Source organism: Campylobacter vicugnae (assembly GCF_002139875.1).
Lineage (GTDB): Bacteria > Campylobacterota > Campylobacteria > Campylobacterales > Campylobacteraceae > Campylobacter > Campylobacter vicugnae.
The window spans coordinates 1,376,373-1,394,100 of sequence record NZ_CP018793.1 but is presented as its reverse complement, the minus strand read 5'-3'; the positions used below and the strand labels follow the sequence as shown (position 1 = coordinate 1,394,100).

At 34.1% G+C, this 17,728-nt stretch carries 18 protein-coding genes and 2 tRNA genes; 8 read left to right on the top strand and 12 right to left on the bottom strand.

Translation table 11 applies throughout. The features are described 5' to 3' along the window. Window positions 1-2: 2 nt before the first annotated feature. The 3 genes from CVIC12175_RS07225 to CVIC12175_RS07215 all read left to right on the top strand — a co-directional run bounded on the left by CVIC12175_RS07225 (window position 3) and on the right by CVIC12175_RS07215 (window position 6,907). Window positions 3-4,157, top strand: a complete 4,155-nt coding sequence (locus tag CVIC12175_RS07225) for a putative barnase/colicin E5 family endoribonuclease (RefSeq protein ID WP_086315977.1) — start codon at window positions 3-5, stop codon at window positions 4,155-4,157. Between the two features lie 111 nt (window positions 4,158-4,268). Then, window positions 4,269-4,769 (top strand): hypothetical protein, encoded by a 501-nt coding sequence (locus tag CVIC12175_RS07220; RefSeq protein WP_086315976.1) that lies wholly within the window; start codon window positions 4,269-4,271, stop codon window positions 4,767-4,769. Beyond that, entirely contained in the window at window positions 4,769-6,907 is a 2,139-nt protein-coding gene (locus CVIC12175_RS07215) for a DUF3180 domain-containing protein (RefSeq protein WP_086315975.1), read from the top strand. Before CVIC12175_RS07220 ends, CVIC12175_RS07215 begins: the two co-directional genes overlap by 1 nt. On the opposite strand, the gene CVIC12175_RS07210 is transcribed toward CVIC12175_RS07215, so the two are convergent. From CVIC12175_RS07210 to glmM, 8 genes are all read right to left on the bottom strand, one after another. Next, entirely contained in the window at window positions 6,900-7,094 is a 195-nt protein-coding gene (locus CVIC12175_RS07210) for a helix-turn-helix transcriptional regulator (protein ID WP_086257308.1), read from the bottom strand. The genes CVIC12175_RS07215 and CVIC12175_RS07210 overlap by 8 nt on opposite strands. A 110-nt stretch (window positions 7,095-7,204) precedes the next feature. Then, the gene (locus CVIC12175_RS07205; RefSeq protein WP_086257307.1) at window positions 7,205-8,401 is read right to left on the bottom strand and encodes a tyrosine-type recombinase/integrase; all 1,197 of its coding nucleotides are present in this window, start codon (window positions 8,399-8,401) and stop codon (window positions 7,205-7,207) included. 175 nt (window positions 8,402-8,576) lie between these two features. Next, a tRNA-Met gene (locus tag CVIC12175_RS07200) sits at window positions 8,577-8,653 on the bottom strand. A 15-nt stretch (window positions 8,654-8,668) separates the two neighbouring features. Then, window positions 8,669-8,744, bottom strand: a tRNA-Val gene (locus CVIC12175_RS07195). 74 nt (window positions 8,745-8,818) lie between these two features. Further along, the gene (locus CVIC12175_RS07190) at window positions 8,819-9,265 is read right to left on the bottom strand and encodes a CopD family protein (protein WP_086247704.1); all 447 of its coding nucleotides are present in this window, start codon (window positions 9,263-9,265) and stop codon (window positions 8,819-8,821) included. A 50-nt stretch (window positions 9,266-9,315) separates the two neighbouring features. Continuing rightward, a complete protein-coding gene (locus CVIC12175_RS07185; protein ID WP_086247705.1) occupies window positions 9,316-9,684 on the bottom strand; it encodes an NINE protein in 369 nt (122 codons plus the stop codon). Next, window positions 9,684-10,130, bottom strand: a complete 447-nt coding sequence (gene lspA, locus CVIC12175_RS07180) for a signal peptidase II (protein ID WP_086247706.1) — start codon at window positions 10,128-10,130, stop codon at window positions 9,684-9,686. Before lspA ends, CVIC12175_RS07185 begins: the two co-directional genes overlap by 1 nt. After that, window positions 10,123-11,463: a phosphoglucosamine mutase gene (gene glmM, locus CVIC12175_RS07175; protein WP_086255907.1), complete on the bottom strand. Its 1,341-nt coding sequence runs from the start codon at window positions 11,461-11,463 to the stop codon at window positions 10,123-10,125. The genes lspA and glmM overlap by 8 nt, the downstream gene beginning before the upstream one ends. Before the next feature lie 169 nt (window positions 11,464-11,632). Between glmM and rpsT the strand changes: the two genes are divergently transcribed. The 3 genes from rpsT to CVIC12175_RS07160 are packed head-to-tail and all read left to right on the top strand — an operon-like array spanning window position 11,633 to window position 13,532. Further along, on the top strand, window positions 11,633-11,899 hold the full coding sequence (gene rpsT, locus CVIC12175_RS07170; protein WP_086247708.1) for a 30S ribosomal protein S20: 267 nt from the start codon (window positions 11,633-11,635) through the stop codon (window positions 11,897-11,899). Window positions 11,900-11,907: 8 nt separating this feature from the next. Beyond that, window positions 11,908-12,975: a peptide chain release factor 1 gene (prfA, locus tag CVIC12175_RS07165; RefSeq protein ID WP_086247709.1), complete on the top strand. Its 1,068-nt coding sequence runs from the start codon at window positions 11,908-11,910 to the stop codon at window positions 12,973-12,975. Then, complete coding sequence (locus CVIC12175_RS07160) at window positions 12,975-13,532, top strand: manganese efflux pump MntP (protein WP_086315974.1); 558 nt, start codon at window positions 12,975-12,977, stop codon at window positions 13,530-13,532. Before prfA ends, CVIC12175_RS07160 begins: the two co-directional genes overlap by 1 nt. On the opposite strand, the gene CVIC12175_RS07155 is transcribed toward CVIC12175_RS07160, so the two are convergent. Then, window positions 13,521-13,760 (bottom strand): replication/maintenance protein RepL, encoded by a 240-nt coding sequence (locus tag CVIC12175_RS07155; RefSeq protein ID WP_192940150.1) that lies wholly within the window; start codon window positions 13,758-13,760, stop codon window positions 13,521-13,523. The two genes, CVIC12175_RS07160 and CVIC12175_RS07155, sit on opposite strands and share 12 nt — an antisense overlap. 66 nt (window positions 13,761-13,826) lie before the next feature. On the opposite strand from CVIC12175_RS07155, the gene CVIC12175_RS07150 reads away from it, so the two are divergent. After that, complete coding sequence (locus tag CVIC12175_RS07150; protein ID WP_086315973.1) at window positions 13,827-14,585, top strand: exodeoxyribonuclease III; 759 nt, start codon at window positions 13,827-13,829, stop codon at window positions 14,583-14,585. Between the two features lie 9 nt (window positions 14,586-14,594). Further along, a complete protein-coding gene (locus CVIC12175_RS07145; RefSeq protein ID WP_086303066.1) occupies window positions 14,595-15,095 on the top strand; it encodes an isochorismatase family protein in 501 nt (166 codons plus the stop codon). 3 nt (window positions 15,096-15,098) lie between these two features. On the opposite strand, the gene CVIC12175_RS08550 is transcribed toward CVIC12175_RS07145, so the two are convergent. The 3 genes from CVIC12175_RS08550 to CVIC12175_RS07135 are packed head-to-tail and all read right to left on the bottom strand — an operon-like array spanning window position 15,099 to window position 17,692. Further along, window positions 15,099-15,257, bottom strand: a complete 159-nt coding sequence (locus CVIC12175_RS08550) for a hypothetical protein (RefSeq protein ID WP_180380696.1) — start codon at window positions 15,255-15,257, stop codon at window positions 15,099-15,101. Further along, window positions 15,247-17,094, bottom strand: coding sequence for a mechanosensitive ion channel family protein (locus tag CVIC12175_RS07140; RefSeq protein WP_086315972.1), 1,848 nt, complete (start codon window positions 17,092-17,094; stop codon window positions 15,247-15,249). Before CVIC12175_RS07140 ends, CVIC12175_RS08550 begins: the two co-directional genes overlap by 11 nt. Further along, window positions 17,057-17,692 carry a carbonic anhydrase gene (locus CVIC12175_RS07135; protein ID WP_086316029.1) on the bottom strand — a complete coding sequence of 212 codons (636 nt, stop codon included), beginning with the start codon at window positions 17,690-17,692 and terminating at the stop codon, window positions 17,057-17,059. Before CVIC12175_RS07135 ends, CVIC12175_RS07140 begins: the two co-directional genes overlap by 38 nt. Between the last annotated feature and the right edge of the window lie 36 nt (window positions 17,693-17,728).

The following is a 17,728-nucleotide window of genomic DNA, read 5'->3' as shown; positions in this document are numbered from 1 at the left end:
AAATGGAAAATCTATATGAAAATTTTAAAAAATACGCAAATAAAGCATATAATCAAGTAGCACCGCTAATCCCATTTAGCAACGCAAACCAATATAATTTTAATCCAAATAGCAACCTATACCAAAACACAAAAGAGCTTAATATACAAAATGATACCGATATTTTAAACCAACAAATGGCAAATTATAGAGCCAATCAAAATGGTACATTTATGCTAAATGCCCTTACAAAAAGCGACGAGCAAAAACAAAAAGATAGCATAGATTTTGATAATAAATTCATTGATTTAGCAACAGCTAAAGGCTACACACCGCATAAAGCTATCGATAAAGATGGCAAAGCAAGATATGCTATAGAAAAAGATGGAGTTTTTAAAGAGATTGAACCTAGTTTTTTAAATGAATTAAAGGCAAATAGCTATGAAATGCTAGGCTCACTTGCTGGAGTAGCCACGGCTTTACCGCACCCACTAGCTAAAACCGCTGGAGTAGCTGGTAAAATCTTAACTCCTATGGTAGGCTCAGCGGTAGGTAGTGGAGCTGGAGCGATGGCTGATACATACTTAAACAACAAAAGCGTAGGAGAAAATACAACAGCAGAGCAATTAGCAAATTCATTTACAGGTGGAGCAAATAACGATATTTTAGGGGCTGGACTTGCTACAGCACTCACTTCAAAACCCGCTATAAATACCCTAAAAGGAACATTAAAAGTCCCTTTAGAAGTTTTAGACCAAGGCCTTGCTGGAGTTGGTGCTAGGCATATACTAAGCCAAAATATCGGTGGGGCAGAGACCGCACTAAAAGCCAATCTAGGTGGAGAATATGAAGTAAGAAATGCCCTAGATAGTGCCAAGGACGCCTTAGGTGCTGACTTAGATAACTTTGTAAGTAAAGACCTTAAAACCATAAATAAAACAAGCGATAACAGATATATTCAAAAGGGAATAGATATAGCAAATAGTGCTATCAATAAGGCTAATGAAACCCTTAAAGGCTTAAATATAGGCAAAGCAGACGCTGAGCTATTGCTTAGTGCTTTAGGCCACGAAAACGGAGTAAAAAACATACTTGACGCCGTGGTAAATAACCCACAATCCGCACAAAAAATCGCAAAAATAAGCTCAAATCTCAATAAAAGCTTTAGTGATAGCATAAACGAACAATTAGCTAAATTTGAAACCCAAACCCCAAAAGATAGCTTTAAAAATAGCTTTAATCAAGTCAAGCAAGACTACGCAGATACTAAAGATATTTTAATTAAAAACTCAAATTACCAAAGCGATTTTAAGGATTTAAACGACAATCTAGCCACTATCTTAAGTGATACGCAAAACATAAACACAAGGGGCGTTTTTAATGCTTTAAATGGTGGTGGCAATCTAGAAAATCTACTAAATGCTAAAAATGCTATAAACGAGCAATTAAGCTATATAATGAGAGCTGATTTTAAAAGCTCAAGTGATTTTATAAACCAAAAAGCACTAAGCGAAGCTAAAAATCTAATTGATAATGAGATTAACACAGCTTTAAAAAATGATGAGAATTTAATAAATTTATATAAAAGTGCCAATGGTGATTATGCTACTATGAAAAATATAGTTGATAGTAATTTAATGAGCCAAATTAGCCGTGATGGAAAGACAAGCCTAGAAGCCCTTAATGCTATGATAAAAAGCAATGATAACATTAATGGCGTTACTCTAAATGACTTTTTAAGCTCACTAGGAGCCAAAGATAGAGCCATAGCAGAAGCTAATATAATTAAAGGCTTAATGGAAAAAAATAGCGTTAATGGCGTAGTGGATTTTAGAGCTTTAAACCAAAGTTTAAATAGTTTAGATTTTGGGAGTGAATTTGCTAAGGAGCTAAGGAGCCAAATCCTAAATAGACAAGCACTATTAAACAACACTAGCGATATTTTAAACGCTTTAGGCAATAAGGTAGTAAAATCAAAAAGTATGAGCCAAGGTATAAGCACCGACCCACTAAAAAGAGCCGAAACGATGAAAGCTAATCTCATCATAGAAAAAATCAAGCCACTAATCCCAAAATTAGGCAATAACGAAGCTTTAAAACTACATTTAAACAGAGCCATACTAAATGCTAATGGCGACTTTAAACTAGCGATTAAAAATATAGATAATATCCCAGATGGTAACTTGCCAACACCAACAAGAAATCTATTAAATGAGTTTAAAGAAGCAGTTAAAGAGATAGAAAAACAAGTAGTTAAAGCAGACAAAAAGAATTTAAACAATGAGCCGATGGCTGAGACACCCAAATCTCAGCGTAAGCAACAAGTGCTCGGGGTGCGAATGAATACCAGCAAAGAGCATTTTTCATCGGCCAATGCCCAAACTATACCAAACCAAAGCATAAAAGAAGCTGAAACAGTAGCCAAAGACCTAACAGCAGACGCACCTAGTGAGTTATATAAAGCTCATAGAAAAGCACAAAAGGCTAAAGAAGCTCCAAAACCACAAGAGCCAAAAGTTACCACGGCTAAACCAACCACACAAGAGCCACAAGCCAAATCAGAGCCAATGGCAACACAAACAACCAAAACTAAAGAAACAACACAAGAGCCAACCCAAGCAACATTTGACATTCTAAAAATTGATAAAAATATATCAGACGAGCAAGTAGAAACGCTATTAAAAGAGATAGAAGATAAGAATTTAAAAGTAAATTTACCTTTAAGAGATGAAGAGCCACTAGGTAAAGCATTACAAAAAGATGAATTAGGCTACAGCCGAAAAAGTCTTTTAGCACGAGCTTTAAATGAGCAATTCTTAAAAAGACATAAAGGATTTATAGAAAGAGCCAAAAAAACGCAAAGTAAAGCCGAATTTCAAAAGTTTTTAAAAGAGAATAAAGCCGAAGTTGTAGAGTATATAAAAGATATGGTTACAAATACTTTAAGATATATAGACGCTTATGGCGAAGGTTATCACTTCACAAATAAGTCATCACTAAGAAGGGCTAATGATATGATATTAAGCTTAGAGAGTGGTAAAAATTTTTACTTTTATAATAAAGCACCAAATAAGATAACAAACCCAGCCCCAAAATCTAATTATGCGGATAAGTTAGTAGATGGCAACGAAGCTATACAAGGGACTTATAAGCTCAGTGATGAGATAAAACAAGATTTGATTAAATCATTAAGAGAGTTTGTAAGCACTAGGCAAAATTTAGCCGATAATATCGCCGATATGAAATCAAGATGGTGGCACAAAATTAAGGAGCAAGAGAGATTAGCCCCTAGCGTCCTTGAAGGCGATAAAAAAGCAAACAATGGCTATGATGAAAATCTATTAGAAGCCTTAAAACACGAGCATTATCTACTTAATCAATTTGAAAAAATTGTTAAAAGCCCACAAAAAACAAGCTCAGATTTAGAACTTGCCAAAAATTATTATTCATTTTTACAGGGTGATACATATACTAAAAATGCCTTAAATGAGATAAGCCAAGCAAGGCAGTTATTAGAACAAGAGCTAAATATACGCCCTATTAAAGAATTTGGCACTAATTACGCAGAGTTTTATCACGATGGAGCAAACGCTATCAAAAAGCTTTTAACCCAAAGACAAGGGCAAGTGGCTGGAGCGTTTGAGAGAGAAGAGCTAGGCGATATAGATTTAGTATGGGGCGAAGTAACAGATGCTATAAAACATAAGGGCTATGGCTTAGCTCATATCTTAGACAAACGCATTTATCAATATATGCAGCAAGGACTAAGCAAGGAAGAGGCTAAGCAAAAGGCAATTGAACTTATAAATAAATTGCCTGATATAATAAAAAATGGGGAGATAATTAAAAAACCTAACGAAGCTATACAAATTATAACCGATGATACTAAAATAGTGTTAAAATCTAATTATTATGGAGAACCAACAAATAAATGGATAGTTACAGCATATGAAAGATTAGAGAAAGACTTAGATATATCCGCTAAGCCTATTACAAAAGGCACGAATTCGCCTTTAAACTCTAAGATAAATTCTACCCCAAAAGAGATAAAAAGTCAAGACCAAAAAGTAGAGCAAAAAGCAGGGCAATATGCCAAATGGCTATCACAAGCTGATAAGATAGCACCACAAGCACCAGATGAGTTATATAAGGCTTATGATAAGGCTAAAAGAACATAAATTTAATCCGCAAAGTCGGATAGATAACTTTAGTATTTGGTTCTTTAGCACGGATTTATTCGTGCGTTAAAAGAACATAAAGATAGTAAAACCAAAAAATAAGGAACAAAAATGGCAAATTTAGATTTAGATACAAGTAAGTTAGTGGGTGATTATAAGCAGATAGAAGCGACTATTATTAGCGAGAATTCCATCTTTGATAAGGCGATTAAGTATCTAGAGAGTAGCTTTAATGATAAGAGCTTAGCCCCAAAAGATAAGATAACTATCCAATCTAACCTAATGAGTTCAATGGCGGTGAATTTAACCGCTAAAGCACTTGAAATAGCTCTGAATTTACAGCAAACTAAAAGCCAACTTGAGTTGTCTAAGGCTGAAATCGAGTTTAATAAAGCAAGAACGGCTCTTGTAACAGCACAAACAGCTACCGAAGCACAAAAGAAAAATGCCGTTATAAGAGAGATAGCAAGTTATGATGACCAACAAAGGATTAAAGAAGCAGAGATTATCACAAATGCGGTATTTGGATATGCTAGTGGTGGCGTAGCAGTGCCTAGTGAGTTATCAAGCAAAATGATAGATTTAATAGATAAAATTACGCCAAATAGTTAATGAATACAAAAACATATCTAAGCGGATGGAGACCTGCTGGAAAGGCTTATGTAGAGCAGATTAAAGACCTTATCTTAGCTAGAAATAAGGGATTTAATAAGATGGTAGAGCTTTTACATAAACAACTTATCAGAAAAGGTAGGATAAGAACAAGAAGCAATAACTTCTATCATTCTACTCTAAGAGCTATGGTCTATTATATACGCTCTTATAATATAAAATCTAGCTCTACAATGCCATATGATTATAACGACCATAATAGATTAGGGCTTAATCAATTTTTCGTAGGCCAAAGCCCATATAACTACTATAATGGAGACCCTGGCGATGGTATATATCACGATAAAGTAGAAATATTATGTATGCCAAGGGCTGTTAGCTCTGGCGTAAAAGATGCAGATGAGCAAGCACCTTCTTTGATACTAGCAGAGACGACTGCAGTAGAAGTAAGAAAAAGTGAAAGTGCCCCTGATGAACCAAATTTAACTCCACTATATTATCTAGATTATCAACGATATTTTTTACACGATAATAGCTATGTGCTATTATTCAATCATCCAAAAGAGTTTGTAGATGGTAAAAGATATAGCTTAATTTATAAGGTTAATAGAATGGCTGAGTATCGTTATTATGGCTATAGCCATAATGAAGCAACAATGATATATCATTATACATTTCACACTAATAGATACGAACAAACCACGCAAAACGGCAAACAAATAAATAAGCGTTTAGGCAACGGCTCATTTAGTTATTCCACGCACCTGGTTAGCACAGAAACAATAACTGGCGGTGATGGAGATAAAGAACATACTATTATAGTTGTGAATGCTAACAACACACCGATAAACTATATAATGGATAATCTTAAAATGGTAGAGATATTAGATTATCAAACATTTAATTATAGAGTTTTTCCAACAGACATAGATGACAATGGAAAGAGAACTTACCACGACTGGAGTGAAATGCTAGTGGAGCCACCACACAATAACTACGATGATTTAAAATTAACAATACAAACTAACCATAAGAAATATACACTCTATCCTGTTGGCTCATATGGTGGTAAGGCTATTTTAAATGATGGGAGAATTTTAGAAGGTTTAGCAAATATAGATAGAAGTAATCATATAAGTAATATTGACATAAGAGCTTTCTTGACTGAGACTTTTTACACTGATAATGATATGCCTACTCGTGGAGCGATGAAGTGGTATATAGAGTGGAGCAACCACTACGCTTTATTTATCAAAGAAGACAAGGGCGTCCCTGGATGGGTGGGGTTTGCTGTTGCGGTGTTTGCTCTTATAGTTACTTGGTATACTGGTGTCCCTGCTGCTCAATGGGCGGTGAATACATTTACTTGGGCTGGGGCAATTTATGTAGCTTGGGCTGGGGCTATATTTAGCGGTGTTGGGCTGTTTCTTAGTATTATGAGTGGGCTAGGACTTATGGGTGCCCATATGGCTAAGGTAGGTAAGATATTTAGTCTAGTTGGTGGTGTGATAAATATATCTACAATGATTAGTAGTGCTTGGGCGAAAGTCCCTGCTACCGCTGCTGCTAATGCGTCGGCTCTATCGGCTAAATCAATTGCTAGTAGTGGTGGTTTAAGCCAAACTAGTGCTTTATATGCCAATACTGGCTTTTCTAATGCGTCGGCTCTTGGGTCAAATCTAACTACTTCAAGTAGTGTTATGTTTAATTCTAACTCTAGCATTATGTTTAGCTCTGGGACTTTGAGTAATAGTGCCGTTACTTCTGGCTTTGGATTGAACGCTGGTATTAGCTCTGGGCTTTATGCTAGCGGTAATACTATGATATCGCCACTAACAGCTATTGCCATATCTCAACCTGTGGGGCTAACAACTACACAAATAATAAATCAATCTCTAGACCTTTTAAGCAGTGCTTATAAAACATATTCAGACGCTAGAGATATGTTTAGAAAGCCAAATGAATTTAGCGATGATGAAGTGCCAACAAACGATGATAAGCCACAAATCAACTATCTACCTATGAATAGTGAGTATATAATTCGTAGGCATTATAATATCAGCGATGATTATGATTTAGGATTACAAAGTGGCACACTGCTTTATTTGCCAAGTGTAAAAGATAGATATTCTAATTAGCTAAGCTATTATCTTTTTTAGCTACTAAATGGGCTAAAAGCTCGTTTTTATCCCACAATCTATGGCTTTTGCTAAGGCTTATAGTAGGTTGTGGGATTTTGCCTTCTTTAATATATCGCCAAATGGTGGCGTCGCCTTTTATGTGTAGTAATTTTTTAAGCTCTTTTGTGTTAAGAAAGTTATCCATAATATTAGCCTTAAATTAAATATTTTATAAGTTGTATTATACTATTTCTTAAATTGCTAAATAAATAATTTTCTTTTAAGCTTTTTTTAGTAATATCACTATCTATTTTTCTATTTTAATTCATCTCTTATTTTATCTATATAATCATTATACCACTTCATTAATTGAGTTTTTTCGTTTAATCTTTCAGAGTGATTATAGGCGTTTCTTATTTGATTGGTATCTGCGTGGGCTAAACATAGCTCTATAATTTCAGGGCTTAATCCGTGCTCTTGTGTGTGTTCGTTGCAAATTGTAGAAAATAACCCCCTTAATCCGTGAAAATCCGTATCATCTCTAAAGCCCATCTTTCTTATAGCCTTACTTAGCGTCCCATCGCTCATCACATTAGCATTAATGCTAAATAGATATTTACCTAGCTTATAGGGCTCTAATTCTTTTAATATCGCTTTGATTTGATTGGTTAATGGTAGTATAAATGGTTTTTTGGTTTTCATCTGCTCTTTTGGTATATTGATAATTTCTTTTGTGTAGTCTATATATTCCCATTTTAGCGTCCGTAATGTTTGGCTTCTTAGGGCTGTATAAACTCCCATTTTTAGGGCGTATTTTGTTAGGATATTGCCTTTATAATTCTCAATAGCGTCTAAAAACTCTTTAAGCCTTTTTGGCTCTTGTATGTAGCGGTGGTGGGTGGTGGTGTGCTTATCTTTACAAATATCACTAAAATTTAAATCGGCTAATGGGCTTATATAGTCGTGAATTAATCCGTGGATTGCTATAAATTTCAAAATATCTTTTAATATCCCAAAAATCTTGGTTTTAGTCTCGTATCCATCGCCCCTATTATCTTTTAATTCTAATTCTAAAACGCATTTAATAAGCTTATCTCGCTTTAAATCTTGGATTTTGATATTGCCTAGCTTTGGGATTATATGGTTATTTAATCTGCCTTGTATTTTTTGAAAAGTTGCTAAATTTTGTTTGGATTTGTATTTTAGCCACATTTGTGCTACTTCGTTGAAGGTTAGCTCTTTTAGCGTTGGGTCAATATCTTGAGTTATTTGGGCTTTTAATTTTATGGCTTCTTGCCTTGCGGTGGCTAGTGAGATTAGCGGATATTGGCCTATTTTATATTGCTTCATCTTACCATCTATTTTAGCCCTAAAAATAAAAGATTTTGTTTGTGGGCTAATTCTTACTATTAGGTTGGGTGTGCTCTCATCTTTGATTATTAGCTCTTTTGTATCTAGTGGTAGGGTGATAGCTTTTAGTTGGCTGTCTGTTATAAATCTTTTATTTTTCATTGTTCTTTCCTTTTGGGATTTCCTTCCTTATCCTTAACCTTTTCCTTAACCCTTTGGGTGAAAAGAAGTGAAATGAAATGATATCAAATAAAAGCTTAAATTATTTCCAAAATCCGATTTTTAGGACTTTTTTGATAATTTGTGAAAGTTTAAGAAAAGTATTGAAATATGGTATTGGTGCCTAGGGGGAGACTTGAACTCCCGACCTCCGGCTTATGAGACCAGCGCTCTAACCAGCTGAGCTACCGAGGCACAATAAGGATAACGTGGTGGCTCTAACAGGACTTGAACCTGTGACCCCCACCATGTCAAGGTGATGCTCTACCAACTGAGCTATAGAACCTTATTGGTTAAAAGACTGTGATTATACAAATTCAAGCCTTAAATTTGAATAAAATTAGGCTTGAATTCAAAAATTTATGCCAAATTTGCCTTTACAAGCATAGCATATAGGATAACAAACATTATAATTGTAGGGACTTCATTATACATTCTAAAGAATTTACCGCTTTTTGTGCAGCGATTTTCTTTAAATTGTTTCATAAAATACCCAAGACTAAAGTGATAAATCACTAAAATCACAGCACAAAGTAATTTCATATGAAAATACCCTTGCTTCATTAGCTCAGGTTTAGCATCAATTAAGATAAATAATCCTGAAGCTATCGTAATAATCATCGCAATCCAGCCAATTCCATGAAATAGTTTGGACTCTTGAATTTTAACCACATCGCAAAAGCCATTATTTGCTATATGTTCAGCGTGATAGACAAATAGTCTAGGTAGATAAAAAAGCATTGCCATCCACGATATAAAAGCAGCATAGTGTAGCCATTTTACCCATAAATAGGTTTCGTATTCCATATCTTCTCCTTAAATTTTTTGCAAGTTTAGCATATGATTTGTAAATAAATTTAAATATTTTTCAAAATAGAATCTTTTCTACTAAGATACTCTTCATAACTTATAGCTCCACTTTTATATAGTTCGTATAGTGTCTCTATATTTTCTAAATTTTTACTACTGCTTATGCTATTTTGTAAGGATTCTATATCATTTATCCTAGCAATCCATTTATGAATAAAAAAGGCATCTAATAGCCACCATATCAACCAAATTCCCAAAAATATATAACCAACTAAAAATATTGCTGTGGCACTCCCAATCCAAAATATTAAAAGTTGCAAAACAGCACTTAAAATTTTACCGCAATAAAATCTATGTACGCTAAAATAGGGGAGAAAAATCCATAAAAAATAGGCAATATATACATTACGTCCCATTATTTTTTCTTTCTTAAAATTAGAGCTTGGATTAAGATTATAGCTACGCCTAAATTTATCATAATATCAGCAAAGTTAAACACAGCAAACTCAAACCACTTATGCCAAAATATATAATCTACTACACCAGGATGGATGAATCTATCTAAAATATTAGAACATCCTCCACCTAAAATCAAACCAAATGCAGCTGTATGCGATCTTAAAAGCTCCTTTTGCCCTAATAAATATCCAAGCAAAAGTGCAATCAATCCTAGCTGGAGATATTTTAAATTCGCTCCTAAAAACGATAGCATAGAAAATGCTACACCTTTATTATATACAAGTATTAAATCGACAAAACTACCATGGTATCTAAAACCGTGCAAAAAGACCCATTTGATAAGCTGATCAATAGCAAAAACTACAGCAAAATAGCTTAAAAATCGTAAAATTACTCTACTCATTTAGAGCTTTTATAAAGAATTTTTCCACCTCTTCCATCTTTTGGGCTACTAGATATTCATCTTTACCTTCAAGAAGTAATCTGATGAGGTTTTCTGTTCCAGAGTAGCGAAATAGCGAGCGAATATGAAGCTGTTCTAGCTCGCTTTGTAGCTCTTTTATCCCTTTTATCTCATCAAGTGGGCGTTTTTGAACGATTTTTAAATTTACTAATTTTTGCGGGTATGATTTGATTTTGCCAAAAATATCACTAGCTTTTTTGCCACTTTTTAATAAGCATGCACTAACTTGAAGCGCTGAGACTAATCCATCTCCAGTTTTAGAAAAGTCGCTAAATATGATATGGCCGCTTTGTTCGCCTCCAAAGTTTATCCCATGCTCTTTCATCATCTCTAAGACATATTTATCGCCAACATTTGAGCGTTTTAGAGAAATTTTGCGTTTATTTAGATAGTCATCTAAGGCAGCATTACTCATAACAGTAGATACAATTGCCTTTTTACTTAGCATATTATTTTCATCTAAATAGCTTGCTAATACACCAAGAAGAGCATCTCCATCGACTACCACTCCATTTTCATCGACAACTACAAGCCTATCAGCATCTCCATCAAATGCAAATCCAATATCAGCTCTTAATCTTTTAACTTCAGCTGCCAAAGATTCAGGGTGCAAGGCTCCACAATTTTCATTAATATTAGATCCATTTGGCTCATCATTTAATACTATTATCTCAGCTCCTAATTCGTTAAAAACTGTTGGAGCTACTTTATATGCAGCACCATTAGCCACATCTAGGACAACTCTTAACCCTTTTAAGGTTAGCTCTTTTGGGAAGGAGTTTTTAATATGCACGATATAGCGACCTATTACATCGTCTATTCTTTTGGCACTTCCGATATCTAGACCGGTTTTTTGATTGTGTTGGATTAAATCTAGATTAAAGTAAATTTCTTCGATCTCTCTTTCATCGGCTTCAGCTAGTTTATTGCCACTCCCATCAAAAAATTTAATTCCATTATCAAAAAATGGATTATGGCTAGCACTTATCATTATACCAGCATCACAACGCATATCTTCAGTTAAAAATGCAATAGCAGGAGTCGGCATAGGGCCAATTTGCACTACATCATAGCCAACCGCTGTAAGTCCTGCTACGATAGCAGTTTCTATCATATAGCCACTTTTTCTTGTATCTTTTCCTACTAGAATTTTATTAGTTTTAGAGTGCGCTCTAAAGTATATCCCAGCTGCCATAGCCAGACGCATAGCAGTCATAGCATCAAGCTTTTTACCAGCTAATCCTCTTACTCCATCAGTTCCAAATAGCTTCATATTATCCTCATAAATTTTGTAAATTTAATCGTATTTTAGCTAAAAATGTTAAACTAACAAAAATAGTGCTAAAGTTGGCTATTTTACTATATTAAAAGATACTTAAATTCAGTTTTAATTAATAATATTTTGGTATAATTCCGAGCTAAAATTATAAAAAAGGTAAGTTATGGCAAATCATAAATCTGCTGAAAAAAGAGCAAGACAAACCATTAAAAGAACAGAAAGAAATAGATTCTACCGCACAAGACTTAAAAATTTAACAAAAGCGGTAAGAGTTGCAGTAGCTAACAACGATAAAGAAGCAGCATTATCAGCATTAAAAGATGTAAATAAAAGCTTCCACAGCTTTGTAAGCAAAGGCTTCCTTAAAAAAGAAACAGCTTCTAGAAAAGTTAGCCGTTTAGCAAAATTAGTAAATACATTAGCTGCGTAAGCTAGGTTATGCTCGCACAAAAATTACAACCATTCATAGATCGTTTTAGCGAGATTGAGAGCTTGCTAAGCGATCCATCAGTCATCAGTGATATATCTCGTATGACTGAACTCTCCAAAGAACAAAGAAATTTAGAACCAATAAAAGAAGCTAGTGATAGATATCTTCATATTTTATCAAGTATTGAAGAGAATCGTGAGCTTTTAGGTGATGCTGAGCTAGGAGATCTAGCTAAAGAAGAGTTAAAAATCCTTGAACCTGCTCTTGAAGAGTTAGAAAATGAGATTAGAATTTTACTTATCCCAAAAGATCCAAACGATGATAAAAATATATTTTTAGAACTTAGAGCAGGTACTGGTGGAGATGAAGCAGCGCTATTTGTTGGTGATTTAGCAAATGCGTATATGCGTTATACCGAGCAAAGAGGATATAAATTTGAAATTGTTAGCTCTAGCGAGGGAAGTGCTGGCGGATTTAAAGAGATTATTTTGCTAATTAAAGGCGAAGGTGCATACTCAAGACTTAAATTTGAAGGCGGAACTCATAGAGTTCAGCGTGTGCCTGAGACAGAATCTCAAGGTAGAGTACATACATCTGCTATCACAGTAGCAGTAATGCCAGAGGTGCAAGATAGCGAGATAATTATCAATGAAAATGATCTTAAAATCGATGTAATGCGTAGTAGTGGTCATGGTGGTCAAAGTGTAAATACTACCGATTCAGCTGTAAGAATCACTCATAAGCCAACTGGTCTAGTAGTAGTCAATCAAGATGGCAAAAGTCAGCATAAAAACAAAGAAGCTGCAATGAAGGTTTTAAAAGCTAGATTATATGAAATGCAAGAAAAAGAGCGTCTAGCAGCCCAAAGTCAAGAGAGAAAAGATCAAGTCGGAACAGGTGATAGAAGTGGTAGAATTCGCACTTATAACTATCCACAAAATAGAATTAGCGATCATAGAATAAACTTAACCCTATATAGACTTGATGCGATTATGGCTGGTGGGCTATTTGATGAGATTATAGATCCTCTCATAGCTGATCATCAAGCAAGTGCGATAGCAAGTGCTGGGCTATAATGGAGCTTTTGCTTTTAGCCATTGCTTTATCTATGGATAGCGCAGCTCTTAGCATTGCAAATGGTGCAAGATGTCTAAATTTAACTTTATTTAAAATCAGTAAAATTGCCTTTATTTATGGATTTTTTCAAGCTTTTATGCTGCTTATTGGCTACTTTTTGGGGCTTGAGTTTATTAAGTATGTAGAGTTTATTGATCACTATATAGCGTTTTTGATTTTAGTTATTTTGGGTGCCAAGATGATTAAGGATTCAAAAAATCAAGATACCTTAGAGTGCAGTATAGATTTAAGCTTAAAGCTATTAATTATTGGTGCAATAGCTACTAGTATCGATGCGTTAGCTGTGGGCGTAGCGCTTAGCTTTGAGGGTGGTAGCATAGTTTTTAGTTCGGCTATTGTGGGATTGGTTTGCTTTATTATCTGTATCGGTGCTGTTTATATCGGTAGATATCTTGGAGAGACTTTAGAAAAAAAGGCGCTAATTTTAGGTGGAATTTTGCTTATAGCTATTGGATTTAAAATCTTAATATCTCATCTTTTTGATTTAAATATTTAACTGATATAGCCCATTTTTTATCTTTTTTAATACGCGTTTTTCAAGTAATAAATTTATAGTTTCTATGGCTGTTGGTTTGCTGATATTTAGTTCATCGCATAGCTCTTTTATCGTATATTTAAATCTTTTATTATCATCTAAATTGCTGATAATAAACTCTATAATTTGTGATTTTTTTGCCCCTATAATAGTGCACATAATACTCTTATATAGATTGATATTTTCCAAATTTAACTCCATAATTTTTTTAATATTATCAAAAGATAGCTATAATAGTGATAAAAAAGGATAAATTTGAGACTGATTTCGTGGAATGTAAATGGCCTAAGGGCTGTGGTGAATAAAAACGGCTTTGAGTGGCTTAGAGATTTTGGTGTTGATTATATAGGATTGCAAGAGATAAAGGCTAAAGATGTTCAGATTCCAAAAGAGATTTATAATCTTGGCTTTGATAATATTGTTTTAAATTCGGCTCAAAAAGCAGGCTATTCAGGCGTGATGAGTATGGCTAAATTTGGGTATGAAAGTAATAAGTGTAGATTTTTTGAAGATAGTGAAGGTAGGGTATTAGAGCATAGATTTGGCAATATTGTGCTATTTAATATCTATTTTCCCAATGGCCAACAAGGCGATGATAGATTAGAGTATAAGATGGCTTTTTATGATAAATTTTTAGAGTATATTAAAGAGCTAAATGCAAGTGGATTAGAGATAATTTTTTGTGGCGATGTAAATACTGCACATCGTGAAATTGATTTGAAAAACCCAAAAGCAAATTCCAAAACTAGCGGCTTTTTACCTGTGGAGCGTGCGTGGATTGATAGAGTTATAGAGGCTGGATTTATAGATACTTTTCGCTATATTAAGGGAGATAAGATAGATGCATATTCGTGGTGGAGCTATAGATTTAATGCTCGTGCAAAAAATGTAGGCTGGAGAATTGATTACTTTTTTATCTCTAAAGGGTTAAAAGATAAGCTAAAAGATGCTTTTATTTTAAATGAGATAGAAGGTAGCGATCATTGTCCGGTAGGAATTGATATTGATTTATAGGAGGATTGTATGAATTTGGTTTTGGTTATAGATATTCAAGAGAAATTAGCTCCAGTTATGAGTGACGCAGAAGAGTTAGTAGCAAATTCGTTAAAGTTTTTACAAATTGCTAAAGAGCTTGGCTTAAGAGTTATTGCAACTGAGCAATATACTAAAGGTCTTGGAGAGACTTTAAAGAGTTTAGATAGTTTTATAGATGAAAAGTTTCAAAAGATGGAATTTAGTGCTTATAATGCTATAAAAGATGAGCTAAAAGGGGCGCAAAATATCTATATAATAGGCATTGAAGCTCATATATGTGTATATCAAACAACCTTAGATTTAATAAAAAATGGCTATAATGTTACCTTAATTGATGAGTGCATTAGCTCAAGAGATCCAAAAAATAAAACCCTAGCCTATGCAAATTTAAAAGATGTAAAAGTTAAACCACTTGAGATGGTGGCGTTTGAATTGCTTCAAACTGCACAGCACCCAAGCTTTAAAGCTATATCAAAATTAATAAAATAAGCTTTATTCCATATCGTAGCTATCTTCTTCATCTTCATCATCATATGAGTAGTCATTTTCATCATAGTTGTAGCTACGAGAACTTTTACTTGAATAATTATCCTCCTCATAATCTTCATAGTCTTGTAGATCTTCATCTAGATCATCATATCTATTTGACATCACTTTCTCCTTTGTAAATTTGAATTTTTGGCATTGATTCTATATATAGGCTTTGACTTGGGAAGGCAAAGCTTGCATCATCATATTTTTCTACAATTTCCATAATTTTTAGCATTACATCTTCTTTGGTGGCTAAGAACTCACCCCATACAACACTTTTGCTAAAACAGTATATTAAGATATTTATGGAGCTATCACCAAACTCATCAAGCACTACAAAAAGATTATTTTTATACCCATTTAGATCATCCATTGAGACTATACTTTGGCGATATTTTATGCGTGCATCTTGATTATTTAAAGCGCTATCTATACCGCTTTTAGCAATTCCAGGGTGATTTAGTAACATCTCTTTTATATCGTTTATACAGTTTTGTATGCTTTGTTTAGATGTAGTATAGCTTAAGCCTACATGCATTTTAATCTGTCTGCCTACCTTTCTACGGTTCCAGTTTTTTATATTTTCGCTCATTATCTTTGAGTTTGGCACAAATACTAAAGCGTTATCAAATGTCCTAATGGTAGTCTTTCTAAGCCCTATTTCAACCACAGTTCCTTCCACATCTCCACACACTATCCAGTCGCCCTGACTAAAAGAGCTATCAAAAAGCAGCAGTATGGAAGCAAAGAAATTTGCGATTATATCCTTTGTAGCAAGGGCAACAGCAAGACCCCCAATCCCCAAAGATGCAATAAGTGTGCTAATATCAAAGCCAAGTTTGCTTAAAATAATTAAAATCGTAATTATAATGACGATAAAATACATTATCTTAATAATTAAATTTATAATCTCTTTTCGCCCTGATTTTTGTGCTATTTTAGAGAGCAAAACTATGCCATAACCATCTAAAATCCCAAGCATAAACCAAGCAATTATAATGGTATAAGCTATAGTAAAGTAATTAACCAAACTTATACTAATGGTGGCTGGATAGTAGGCTATGGTAAGGGAAAGCTCAAGTGCATAAACTACAAAAAATAGATTAATAGGCGTTTTAATACCGGCTACAAACTGCTCTTTAAACTCCACTGCCACCTGCCTTGAGCGAGAAAGCAAGATTAAGAAAATTCTAAAAATTATTAAAGATACCAGCTTTGGTAGTAAAAAGAAAAATATACAAACTGCTGCTATCATCGTAATTTTTCCAAAATTTAGATCATAGTCTCGTGAGTTGGTGTAGTGGTTTATATGACTTATAGTCTGTCGTAGGTTTAATCCTGTAAGGATAAAATTACTAGCAAAAAGCTGAGCATTATCTTTTAAATAGTTTAAAATTTCATCATAGGTGTAGCGTTTAATCTCTATCTGCTTAAAACTTAGGTCAAATTCATGGCTATTTAAATTTGATTTTAATGTTTTTAAATCTTGATAGTTTGAAATTTGAATCTTTGTAATAGCGTCTATAATGGCATTTTCAGGGGATTTATCATAATCTCTAAAAGCTATGCTAATTTGCGATAAAGCCATATAAAATATCAGATCTAGATCTTTTGAGGCCCTATCTAGCTCTATGCTTATATAGTGATTTGAGCCGGGCTTATACTTTATTAGCTCACGCTCTAGCTCTGTGATATATGATTTTAGAGCCGTTTGGTTAAAATCTGTGCTACTTGTAATGAGTGCCGGAAGCTTAGATATAATATCTTTTTTATCGCTATTTAAAATCTCAAAATCTTGCATATCTGTGCTATTTTTATCTCTATTTTGCTCATATATTATACTCATTTGAGAGTTGAGCGAAACTATCTTTTCTACGCTTAAAATCAGCTCATTAGCAAAGCAGTATCCACTAAAAATACTAAAAATCAGTAAAAATTTGAGAGTAAATTTTGTCATAATCAATGCTCTTTTCTAATAGTTTAAAACTCTTTATTCTATCATCATAGTTATAGACCTCTCCGGTCTCTATTATATAGTGCCAGCCAAAAAGCTTTAGCTCGCCGCTCTTTAACCTCTCTATCACGCCTGGAAATGTCATTATATTTTGAAGAGAATTTATGATATTTAGTCGCTCTGTTACCCACGCTCTTTTGGCCGGAGAGATATCTTTATCCTTTAAAACCTCTTTTTTGATATCATCTATTATCATTAGCCATCGCCTAACAATAGGCGTTTTGGCTAATTTTTCATCACTTTGATACAGCGCCTCACAGCCTCCACAATTGCTATGGCCACAGACTATTATATTTTTGATTCCTAAAGTATATATAGCATATTCAATAGCTGCAGTAGTGGCTAGATACTCATCTACGAGTCTATAATGCGGGACAATATTTGCTATATTTCGTACCACAAACAGCTCACCTGGAAGTGTATTTGTGATCAAATTTGGTACAACTCTTGAATCCGAACACCCAATAAATAGTGTATGGGGCGTCTGCTTGTTGCCTAAGTGTTCAAACAGCTCTTTGTGTTCTATGAAGTTCTCCTCCATAAATTTAACTGCGCCATTTATTATACTGTGATGCAA